This is a genomic window from Micromonospora inaquosa, from assembly GCF_003857055.1.
In the GTDB taxonomy this organism is placed as follows: domain Bacteria; phylum Actinomycetota; class Actinomycetes; order Mycobacteriales; family Micromonosporaceae; genus Micromonospora; species Micromonospora inaquosa.
In genome coordinates this window covers 1-10,700 of record NZ_QGSZ01000407.1, presented here as the reverse complement: position 1 = coordinate 10,700, position 10,700 = coordinate 1, and the positions used below count along the sequence as shown (strand labels likewise).

8 protein-coding genes are annotated in these 10,700 nt (G+C 74.3%); 6 read left to right on the top strand and 2 right to left on the bottom strand.

Annotated elements, in window-relative coordinates:
- Positions 1 to 343: 343 nt before the first annotated feature.
- Both DLJ59_RS36070 and DLJ59_RS36065 read left to right on the top strand, forming a co-directional pair.
- Positions 344 to 2,500 (top strand): WG repeat-containing protein, encoded by a 2,157-nt coding sequence (locus DLJ59_RS36070; protein WP_124778580.1) that lies wholly within the window; start codon positions 344 to 346, stop codon positions 2,498 to 2,500.
- 44 nt (positions 2,501 to 2,544) lie between these two features.
- On the top strand, positions 2,545 to 3,543 hold the full coding sequence (locus DLJ59_RS36065; RefSeq protein ID WP_124778578.1) for an aldo/keto reductase family protein: 999 nt from the start codon (positions 2,545 to 2,547) through the stop codon (positions 3,541 to 3,543).
- A 106-nt stretch (positions 3,544 to 3,649) separates the two neighbouring features.
- Here DLJ59_RS36065 and DLJ59_RS36060 read toward each other — a convergent pair whose 3' ends face one another.
- Both DLJ59_RS36060 and DLJ59_RS36055 read right to left on the bottom strand, forming a co-directional pair.
- Complete coding sequence (locus DLJ59_RS36060) at positions 3,650 to 4,447, bottom strand: site-2 protease family protein (protein ID WP_124778577.1); 798 nt, start codon at positions 4,445 to 4,447, stop codon at positions 3,650 to 3,652.
- A complete protein-coding gene (locus DLJ59_RS36055) occupies positions 4,447 to 4,647 on the bottom strand; it encodes a hypothetical protein (protein WP_030337978.1) in 201 nt (66 codons plus the stop codon). The genes DLJ59_RS36060 and DLJ59_RS36055 overlap by 1 nt, the downstream gene beginning before the upstream one ends.
- Before the next feature lie 145 nt (positions 4,648 to 4,792).
- Here DLJ59_RS36055 and DLJ59_RS36050 point away from each other — a divergent pair, with 145 nt between their 5' ends.
- The 4 genes from DLJ59_RS36050 to DLJ59_RS36035 form a co-directional block, all read left to right on the top strand.
- A complete protein-coding gene (locus tag DLJ59_RS36050) occupies positions 4,793 to 6,571 on the top strand; it encodes a serine/threonine-protein kinase (RefSeq protein WP_208648959.1) in 1,779 nt (592 codons plus the stop codon).
- A 59-nt stretch (positions 6,572 to 6,630) separates the two neighbouring features.
- Positions 6,631 to 8,565, top strand: coding sequence for a bifunctional adenosylcobinamide kinase/adenosylcobinamide-phosphate guanylyltransferase (locus DLJ59_RS36045; protein WP_124778576.1), 1,935 nt, complete (start codon positions 6,631 to 6,633; stop codon positions 8,563 to 8,565).
- A complete protein-coding gene (locus DLJ59_RS36040; protein WP_124778575.1) occupies positions 8,555 to 9,328 on the top strand; it encodes an adenosylcobinamide-GDP ribazoletransferase in 774 nt (257 codons plus the stop codon). The genes DLJ59_RS36045 and DLJ59_RS36040 overlap by 11 nt, the downstream gene beginning before the upstream one ends.
- Before the next feature lie 70 nt (positions 9,329 to 9,398).
- Positions 9,399 to 10,700, top strand: a 1,302-nt coding sequence (locus tag DLJ59_RS36035) for a DUF2314 domain-containing protein (RefSeq protein WP_124778574.1), incomplete at its 3' end; no start/stop codon positions are given.

Genomic DNA, 10,700 nt, shown 5'->3' with positions numbered 1-10,700 from the left:
TACCGGCACGCCGCGCCGGTACGTACCCCCGCCGCCCTCCGAAGAGCCGGTGGCACCCGTACGCGAACCGGACGACGTCCCGCCCACCCGTGGGCCGGACGCGTGGTTCAGCCCGGCTCACCCCGTCGACTCCGAGCCGAGTGAGCCGGCGACGGATCAGCGGTCGTTCGACCCGGACGACGATGAGTCGACGGCCAGCGACGTCTCCACGACAGCGCCCACATCGGACGTCGAGACGTCGACACCGACGGCCGACGCTTACCTCGACGTGGCCGAGGAGCATGCCAGCGGGTCGACATCAGACGACGCCTTCGCCCCGGTCTCCGGCGCTCCCCGGCGCTGGATGGACGACCTGGACGACGACCCGCAGCCCACATTCGACACGGAACCGGTGGACGACGACCGCCCCGTCTCCGGTGCACCTGTCGTCGCGATTCCCCATCAGCAGGCGGAACCCGACCTCGGGGCCCAGGTCGAAGCCCCCGTCGAAGCCGAGATCGAAGCCGCCGTCGAAGTCGACCAGCAGCCCCTCACCGGCTCGTCCACCGAGGACACCGATCCGAGCGAGCACGTCCCGGCGGACGAACTCGCGCCACCCGACGAGCCAGCGGACGCGGCTGACGCCCCGAGCATGAGCCCGTCGGACGGCTCGCGAGCCGACGAGTGGCCGGTCGACGTCACACCATCCGTGACGGCTGCGGACGACCGGAACCCGCCGGCCTCGGCACCACCGGTCTCGGCACCACCGGCCTCGACACCGCCCGCCTCGGTCACGCCGGTCTCCGCTGCCCCGGCATCGCCGGTATCGGCCCCGCCGTCAGCACCCGTCTCCGCTCCCCCAGCACCCGCCGCACCGCCAGCGCCCGTCTCCGCGCCACCCTTCACCACCGCGCCCATCTCCGCGCCACCCGCCCCGACACAGACATTCTCCGCAGCGCCCGTCTCCGCTCCCCCGGCATCGCCGGTATCGGCCCCGCCGGCAGCGCCCATCTCCGGGCCACCAGCGCCCGTGTCCGCGCCGCCAACGCCCGTCTCCGCGCCGCCTGTCTCCGCGCCACCAGCCTCGACACCGGCGTCGGTGGAGCCGACGTCCGGGCCGCCCGCCTCGGCCGTACCCGGTCAGCGGAGCGGGTCGGACGAGGAGAACCCTCCGGTGTCCGCGCCACCCGACGAGGCGCCGCCGGTGGTGACCCGCCCGTCGCTGGCCGACCCGGGCGACCCGGAGCAGGTGCTGGCCGCGTACCGCTGGCGGTTGGAACCTGTCACCCTGCGCGAGGAACTGACGGAACCGGACGACCTGCGGGCCATCCGGCGACGGCTGACCGAGAAGTTGGGCTCGGCCGTCGACAACCGTGCCCGGGCCCGCCTGCTCAGCCTGCGGGCGGTGGCCTCGCGGATTCTCGGCGAGCTGGACGACGCGCTGGCCGATGGTCGGCTCGCCCTCACCTACGCCGAGGCCACCGGCGAGCTGCGTCGGACCGCGCTGGCCCAGGCCCGGCTGGCCCACGTGCTGCGCTGGCGCGGTGACTTCGCCGAGGCCGACCAGCTCTTCGCCCAGGCCAATTCGGTCGAGTTGCCCGACCGGTTGCGGGCCGCGCTGCACGAGCACGCCGGGCGGTCGTGTTACGACCAGGGGCGGCTCATGGAGGCCTGCGAGCACTTCGAGAAGGCTCTCGACCTGCGCGGTGCGGGCGACGCCGAGCTGCTGGACCGGGTCCGGGTGGCCCTCGACGCGGTCACCGTCCGGGCCGAGGCGGACGGCTTCGGGCCGTACCCCCGGAGTCGGGACGAGGTGCTCGACCGGGACCGGCCCCCGTTGCCGGACCGGGACGGGCCGTTGTGGGGTTACACCAGCCAGGACGGCGACGTGGTCATCCCCGCCCGGTACGCCGAGGCACAGCCCTTCCACGACGGCCTGGCCTGGGTCCGCCGGCCGGACACCGACCGCTGGTCGCTGATCAACCTGCTCGGTACGACGGTGATCCCGCCGTCCTTCCGGGCCGCGCATCCGTTCAGTGACGGCCTGGCCTGGGTGGTCGGCGAGGGCGGTTGGACGGCGATCGACGCGACCGGGGCGGTGCAGGTCGCGCCCAACTTCGCCGAGGTACGACCGTTCCGGCGGGGGCTGGCCGCGGTGCGACGCGAGGGGTGGGGGGCGGTCGACCGGACCGGCCGGATCGTCGTGCCCACCCGCTACCACGGCTTCGTCACCGAGTTGGCCGACGGCCAGCAGATCGACGGTTTCACCGACGAGGGGCTGGCCGTGGTCGACGTGGCGGGTCGGCGGGGCGTGGTGGACCGTACCGGCACGGTGCTGGTCCCGCCGGCGCACCCGATGTTGGTCATCCACCCGGTGGCGTTCCTGGTCGAGAACGACAACGGGCGGTGGGGCGCGCTGGACCGGCGCGGCGTGCCGCTCATCGACCCGGTGCACCGCGACCGCGCCGAGGTGCTGGAGGAGATCGACCGGCTACTCACCGACGCCAATCCAGTGCTCTGAGTCATCTGTCGCCAACGATGATCCACTGGGGCTAGGGTCGGTACATGGAATTCCGACACCTGGGCCGTTCCGGCCTGATGGTCAGCGAGATCTCGTACGGCAACTGGATCACCCACGGTTCGCAGGTCGAGGAGGACGCGGCGTTCGCCTGCGTCCGCGCCGCCCTCGACGCGGGGATCACCACCTTCGACACCGCCGACGGGTACGCCGGGGGTCGTGCCGAGGAGGTGCTCGGCCGGGCGCTGCAGAACGAGCGCCGGGAGAGCCTGGAGATCTTCACCAAGGTCTACTGGCCCACCGGACCCAGCCGCAACAACCGTGGCCTGTCCCGCAAGCACATCATGGAGTCGATCAACGGCTCGTTGCGCCGACTGCGCACCGACTACGTGGACCTCTACCAGGCCCACCGCTACGACAACAGCACCCCGCTGGAAGAGACGATGGAGGCGTTCGCCGACGTCGTCCGCTCCGGTAAGGCGCACTACATCGGCGTCTCCGAGTGGACCGCCGCCCAGCTGCGCGCCGCCCACCCGCTCGCTCGGGAGCTGCACATCCCGCTGATCTCCAACCAGCCGCAGTACTCGCTGCTCTGGCGGGTCATCGAGGCCGAGGTCGTGCCGGCCAGCGAGGAGCTGGGCGTCGGGCAGATCGTCTGGTCGCCGATCGCCCAGGGCGTGCTCTCCGGCAAGTACCTGCCGGGCCAGCCGCCGCCGGCCGGTTCCCGCGCCACCGACGAGAAGTCGGGCAAGGGCTTCATCTCCCGGTTCATGAACGACGACGTGCTGACCCGGGTCCAGCAGCTCAAGCCCCTCGCCGAGCAGGCCGGGCTCAGCATGGCCCAGCTCGCCGTGGCGTGGGTGCTGCAGAACCCGAACGTCGCGTCGGCGATCATCGGCGCGTCCCGCCCCGAGCAGGTGCACGACAACGTGAAGGCGGTCGGGGTGAAGCTCGACGCCGACCTGCTCAAGGCGATCGACGACATCGTCGAGCCGATCGTCGAGCGGAACCCGGCGAAGACCGAGTCCCCCGCGCAGCGTCCCTGACGCCGTTCCGGCCCGGCCGGCGCGAGGCTCTCGCGTCGACCGGGCCGGGTCAGGTCAGGTCAGCCCGTCAGTGGGCCGGGTCAGGTCAGCCCGTCAGCGGGCCGACTCAGCTCTGCCAGAAGCGGATCAGCTCCAGGCCGGTGGCGTAGAGCCACGAGGGCAGACCGAGCAGGTCACCGACCGCGAAGACCGCGTCGAAGAACCAGCCGCCGATGCGCGGGTTCCACAGCAGCGCGAAGAGCAGGATGAAGCCGTACGGCGCGAACAGGTCGTACATTTTGCGCCACTGCGGGTTGAGCCACGGCTGGATCATGTTGCCGCCATCCAGGCCGGGCACCGGCAGCAGGTTCAGCACGCTGGCGGTGAGCTGGAGGAAGGCGAGCAGCGCCACCCCGGCCCAGAACTCCAACGGGCCGCCGGACTGGGTGCCGAACCGCACCGCCGCCACCAACACCAGCGTGAACAGCACGTTGGTCGCCGGGCCGGCGAGGCTGACCAGGGTGTGCCGCAGTCGGCCCGGGATGGCGTGCCGGTCCACCCAGACCGCGCCACCCGGCAGGCCGATGCCGCCGAGCAGCACCACCACCACCGGCAACACGATCGACAGCAACGGGTGGGTGTACTTCAACGGGTTCAGCGTCAGGTAGCCGCGGTGCGCGATGTCCCGGTCGCCGGCCCGATAGGCGACCACCGCGTGGGCGTACTCGTGCAGGCAGAGCGACACCAGCCAGCCGGACACCACGAAGAGGAACACGTTGAACCGGACGCTGCCGTACCCGTTCCAGGTCAGCACCCCGCTGACCGCGAAGAGGGCGACCAGGCCGAGGAACACCGGGCTGGGCCGGAACGCCGCCCTGGGTACGCCGAGGACCAGCCCTTCGCCGCCCGGGCGGTCGTAGGCCATCACTCGGCCGTGGGCAACAGGCTCATCCGGTACTCCACCCGGTCGTCCTCCACGAGCGCGACCGAGGTGACGCCGGACGCCGCGAGCTCCCGCCAGGTCTGACCAATCCAGGATTCGGCGTCGGCCTGACTGCCGAACGACTCCGCCGGCCCCTCGACCGTCTGACCGTCAGTGCCCTCGTACCGCCAGCTCCACGCCATGCCGCGTCTCCCCTCGCCGCTGAAGTCCCCGTGGGACGAACCCCCGCCAGCGTAGTCGGCTCCGCGCGCAACGGCCGCTCGCTCGCCCCGGCGGGGACCGACGGGGTGGATCAAACCGATTGACGCCGGCCGGTACGGTGGCTCGGTGTTGACGCGGGGAGTGCTGCTCGACGACCGGTACCGGCTGGGCGAGCGGGTGGCGACGGGCGGGATGGGCGCGGTCTGGCGCGGCACGGACGTGCTGCTGGAACGCGAGGTCGCGGTGAAGGTGCTGCTGCCGTCGCTGGTCGCCGATCCGGAGTTCACCGCCCGGTTCCGGGCCGAGGCGCGGATGCTGGCCGCGTTGCGGCACCCGGGCGTGGTCCCGGTACACGACGTGGGGCAGGCCGCGCTCGACGACGGCAGTCGGGTCGACTACCTGGTGATGGAGTACGTCGAGGGTGAGCCGTTGTCCGCCCGGGTGCGCGCGGTGGGGCGACTGGACCCGGCCACCACCATGTCGGTGCTGGCCCAGGCCGCGGACGCGCTGCACACCGCCCACCTCGCCGGCATCGTGCACCGGGACGTAAAGCCGGGAAATCTGCTGGTCAAGGCCGACGGCAGGGTGGTGCTCGTCGACTTCGGCATCGCCCGGTCCCGCAACATGGCCGGGCTCACCGCCGCGAACATGGTGCTCGGCACCGCCTCGTACATGTCTCCCGAGCAGGCCACCGGGCAGCCGGTCTCGACCGCCACCGACATCTACGCGCTCGGCGCGGTGGCGTACTTCTGTCTTGCGGGGCAGCCGCCCTTCCACGGTGACAATCCCCTCGCGGTGGCGCTGCGGCACGCCCAGGAGGACCCGGCGGCGCTGCCGGCGGACACTCCGCCGGCGGTCGCCGCCGTGGTGGCCCGCGCGCTGGCCAAGCGTCCGGAGGACCGGTTCGGCAGCGCCGCTGAGTTGGCCGCTGCCGCCGCCGAGGCCCGCGACGCCACCCTGGCAAGCATCCCGGTCTCCGCCCGCCCACCGTGGGCGCTGGCCGCACCGACCCCGGGCATCGCGGCCTCCGCCACGCCCGCTGTCCCGTCCCCCGCCGCACCTGTCGCGGCGACGCCGCCCGCCGGGCCGGTGTCGGCAGGGCCCGCCGCCCTGCGCGCGCCGGCGAGCATCACGGCCGAACCGACGACCGAACCGAAGCCGACCCGGGAGGACGCGCTGCGCAGCGGGCCGGCGGGCCGACGCCTTCCCCTGCTGGTCGGGGCCGGCGCTGTCGTCCTCGTCGCGCTGGTCGTCGCGGTGACCATGGTGGCGCTGCGACCCGGCGCCGACCAGGGCTCGGCGGACCAGCCACCCGCGCTGGCCGGTGAGACGGCGGTGGCGGCCAACGGTGACCCGCTGCCGCAGCCCGGAGACGCGACCACCACCGGGCCCCGGCCCAGCGGAACGCCGGGTGCCAGCCGCACCGCGACGGCCAGCCCGACCGGTTCAGCCCCCGCCGACACGACGACCACCGGCGACCCCGCCAGCACCGCCGGGCCGGACGGCCCGCCGACAGCCACCGCCAGCAGCCGCCCGACGCCCAGCCGCACCCCGTCTGGCCGGCCCAACCCGTACACCGCCGCCCAGGCGTGCGGCAGTGGCTACCAGGTGATCGACTCGGCGACGCTGACCGGCGGTGACGGGAAGCGCAGGGGCCGGGTCTTCCTGCTGTACCACTCCGGCACCGGCGCCAACTGCGTGGTCACCCTCAAGGACACCGCGGTCGGCGCGAAGTCGGCGGCCTCGGCATACCTGGAGGTGCAGGGTCGGGCACGCAGCACCGACAGTGGCTCCTTCGACTACTACGCCGGGCCGGTGCGGGCCAACGCCGCCGGGACGTGCGTCAAGTGGGGCGGCTCCACCGGCGGGGTCAGCTACGGCAGCGGGTTCGAACACTGCGACTGAACGACGGCGAGAACCGGGCCGGCAGGCAGCGCGACCCTGGGCGGCTTTAAGGTACGGGCATGTCCCTAGACGGGTGGAACACGGTCCTGGTGCTCGGCGGTATCCGGTCCGGCAAGTCCGAGTTCGCCGAGTCCCTGGTCACCGACGTGCCGGTGGTCCGCTACGTCGCCACCGCGCCCGAGGGCGACCCGGAGGACACCGAGTGGGCGACCCGGCTGGCGGCGCACCGCGCCCGACGGCCGGGCAGTTGGACCACCGAGGAGACCACCGAGGACCCGCGTCGGCTGGCCGACGTGCTCGCGTCCGCCGAGGCCAACGAGACGGTGCTCGTCGACGACCTCGGCGGCTGGGTGACGGTGCTGCTCGACCCGGACCACCAACCCGCCGACGACGTGGCGACGATCGCCGAGTTGGCCGAGGCGATCCGCGGGTGCGCCGCCCGGGTGGTGCTGGTGAGCCCCGAGGTGGGGCTGTCGCTGGTGCCGACCACCCCGCTGGGCCGGGCGTTCACCGACGCGTTGGGCGCGGCCAACCGCGCGGTCGCCGACGCCTGCGACGCGGTCGTGCTGGTCGTCGCCGGTCAGCCGGTCTGGCTCAAGCCGGTCGCCACCGCGACCGAACCGGCCGCTCCCGCGACCGCCACCGCGCCGACGGCCGTCGCCAGCGCACCGGTCGGGACGAGCCTGGCCGACGCCGAGCCGACCCCCGAGGTGCAGCTGCCCGACGTGCTGACCCACACGCCGCCGGCCACCCCGACCCCGGAACCGGGCGACGCGTGGGCGGCACCGACCATGGCGCTGCCGATGGTGGCCACCGGGCTGGTCATTCAGCCCGGCATGGAGCTGCCGATGCCCGACGAGTACGCGGGCCCGCAGGCGGTGGACCGACTGGCCACGCTGGACGTACCGGGCGCCGGGTTGGGCGTGCTGGAGCGGGTGGTGAGCTTCGCCGCCGCCACCCAGGGCACCTCGACCCCGGCCGCCTGGGGCTCGGTCCGGGTGCTGCTGCTGCACGGTGACCACGCCGGCGGGGCGGCGGCCGGCACCCTCGCGGGCGAGTCGGCGCGTCGCGCCGCACAGGCCCGCGCCGGCCGGGGCGCGTTGGCCCGGCTGGCCGCCGAGAGCGGCGCCAGTCTGCAGGTGGTGGACACCCCGGCCGCCGCGCCGATCGAGGACCAGCCGGCCCTCACGCCGGAGCAGGTGGAGTCCGCGCTGCGCTACGGCTGGCGGTTGGCCGAACAGGCCGCCGACGCCGGCGTACAGCTGCTGGTGCTCGGGGCGTGCGGTGCCGGCACCGAGGCGGCCGCCGCGGCGGTGCTCGCGGCGACGGCCGGCGCGGAGCCGCCCGCGGTGCTGGGCCGGGTGATCACCGACTCCGGCGAGATCGACGACGCGGCGTGGATGATCCGCTGCGCGGCGGTACGCGACGCCCTGCACCGCACCCGCCGCTCGTCGCGCGGCGCCAAGGACATCCTGGCCGAACTGGGCGGCGGCGACGTCGCGGTCGCCACCGGCGTACTGCTCGGCGCCACCGCACGTCGGGTGCCGGTGCTGCTCGACGGGCCGGTCGGGTTGGCCGCCGGCATGGTGAGCCGTGACCTGGCCGGCCAGGCCCGGCACTGGTGCCTGCTGGCCGACCACGGTGGGCACCCGGCCGTGCGGCTCGCCGCCGACGTGCTGGGCCTCACCCCGCTGCTCGACCTGCGGTTGGATCTCGGCGAGGGCGCGAACGCGCTGGTCGCGCTGCCGCTGCTGCGCTCGGTGCTGGCGCTCGCCGCCGCGCTGCCGGTGCACCCGTCGCTGGGCGGCGGGGACGACACCGACCCGACCGGCGACGAGCCGGAGTCCACCGACCCGAGCTACGCCGACCCGGAGCTCACCGAGCCCGACGACGACCTCACCGAGCCCGACTTCGCCGAGCCGGAGCCGGCCGGGCCGGGCCCGGCCAGCACCGGGACGGACGAGCAGCCGGCGTCAGGCGTACGTGCCGGCTGAACCCCGGCTGCTCGCGGGGGCCCGGCTGGCAGTCACCACGTTCACCACGCTGCCGGTGCGGGCCGGGCGCATCGATCGCCCGGTCGCCGGCACGGCGATGGCCCTCGCCCCGCTGGTCGGCGCGCTGCTCGGCGCCCTGCTGGCCGGTGTGCTGCTGGTCGCCGGCGCGCTCGCTCCCCCGCTGGTGGCGGCCGGCGTGACAGTGGGCGTCGGCGCGCTGCTCACCCGGGGTCTGCACCTGGACGGGCTGGCCGACACCGTGGACGCGCTCGGCTCGTACCGGCGGGGCACGGCCGCCCTGGAGATCATGAAGAAGCCGGACGTCGGCCCGTTCGGGGTGGTCGCCCTGGTGGTCGTACTCCTGGTGCAGGCGGCGGCGCTCGCCGACCTCGCGGGTCGGTCGTGGCCGGCGGCGCTCGCGGCGGTGGTCGCGGCGACCGCGGCCGGGCGGTTCGGTGTCACGGTGGCCTGCCGGCGGGGAGTGCCCGCGGCCCGGCCCGACGGGCTGGGCGCGCTGGTGGCCGGCACTGTCGGCCCGGTGGCCCTGGCCGCCGGCGCGGTCGCCGTCGTGCTGCTGGCGGTGCCCGCGGTGCCGGGCCGTCCGTGGCAGGGCCCGCTCGCCGTCGTCGCCGCGATCGCCGTCGCGCTACCGCTGCTCACCCACGTGGTACGCCGGCTCGGCGGGATCACCGGCGACGTCCTCGGCGCGACCGTCGAGGTGGTCACCACGCTGGTCTACCTGGGTCTGGTGCTGTCCGGCTGAACCGGGCACGGCGGGCCGGGTAGCGTTCGCCTCGACAACACCGGCGCGGCCACCACCGGGGGATCCCACCATGCTCATCACGGACGACTTCCTGCCCGTCCCGGTGCCGGAGTCGCTCAGCGCGACCTACCTGGTGCCGATGGTGGGGCTACCGAAGGTCAGTGCGAAGACCGCGGTGGCGGCCCTGACCGGTCGGCTGGCCGAGCCGGTGCACGGGCTGGCCCGGCAGATGCTCGACAGCCCGCTGATGAGCGTCGACACCCGGCCGATCACCGAGTTTCCCGAGCTGCCACCGGACCTGCTCACCGCGTTCGGCGCCACCAAGGAGCAACTGGCCCGGCTGGCGGCGGCGACGCACCTGGTGGTCGTGCAGGCCGAGTACCGGCCCGGATGGCCGCCCGCGCACGAGTGGGCCGCCCGGGCCGTCGCGGCGGCCGTGGCCGAATCCGTCGACAGCGACGTGGTGGACGTCTTCGGTCTCCAGTTCCTCGACCCGGCGACCGCGCTGCGCTCCCTCCCGGACGAGCAGGGCCGCATCCGACTCGTCGACTGGGTGCTGGTGCCGTACTCCTCGGACACCGAGGGCCTGTGGTTCACCACCAAGGGGCTACGCCGCTTCGGCCTGCTGGAGTTGCAGACGCAGGGGGTGCCCGACCACCTCACCCGCGCCTGGGGTGCGGTGATGACCGGGGCGGCCCGCCGGCTGCTGCGGGACTGGACCGACGGGCTCACCGGCGAGGAGGTGCCGGCGTTCGTGCAGCTGCCGGTGCTGGCGACGGTCACCGGGCACGACATCGCGGTGGCGTACGGCAATCCGGAGCAGCACGGCGCCACCGCCCCGGTGCTGCTCCGCCTCGAACTGGACCCGGCGACCGACCCGGAGGCCGACTCGTTCCTCAGCCTGCGACCGCCGGCCGGGCACCCCGGCCCGGACGGGCGCTACTACGCCGCCGCCTGCGCGACACTGTTCTCCGGCATCCAGCCGGACGTGCGCTACGCCCGCTCGGGTGACGCGATGAGCCGGGCGGTCGCCACCGCCCGGGCCGCGCTGGGTGACGCGCGGGCCCGGTTCGTCGCCGGCCAGTTGCCCAGCGAGTCGCAGCTGGTGGTGAAGTACGGCCTGCCCGGGGACGACGGCCCGGAGTACGTCTGGGCGGGCGTCACCTCGTGGGAGGCGCCGGAGCGCATCGTCGGCGTGAGCGCCAGCGACGCCAACACCGACCAGAGCGTCCGCATCGGCGCCCCCGTGGTGGTGGAGACGTCCGACGTCGTCGACTGGGCCGTCCTGGACGCGACAGGCGTCATCGAGGGCGGCTGGACCCAGGCTGTCCTGGACTCCGGCGAACCCCCCACCCCAACCCCCCTCTCTCTT

Bases quoted from the DNA above. Each gene is read 5' to 3' on its own strand.
- DLJ59_RS36045 (WP_124778576.1), top strand. From the start codon at position 6,631: ATGTCCCTAGACGGGTGGAACACGGTCCTGGTGCTCGGCGGTATCCGG.
- DLJ59_RS36055 (WP_030337978.1), bottom strand. From the start codon at position 4,647: ATGGCGTGGAGCTGGCGGTACGAGGGCACTGACGGTCAGACGGTCGAG.
- DLJ59_RS36070 (WP_124778580.1), top strand. From the start codon at position 344: ATGGACGACCTGGACGACGACCCGCAGCCCACATTCGACACGGAACCG.
- DLJ59_RS36065 (WP_124778578.1), top strand. From the start codon at position 2,545: ATGGAATTCCGACACCTGGGCCGTTCCGGCCTGATGGTCAGCGAGATC.
- DLJ59_RS36060 (WP_124778577.1), bottom strand. From the start codon at position 4,447: ATGGCCTACGACCGCCCGGGCGGCGAAGGGCTGGTCCTCGGCGTACCC.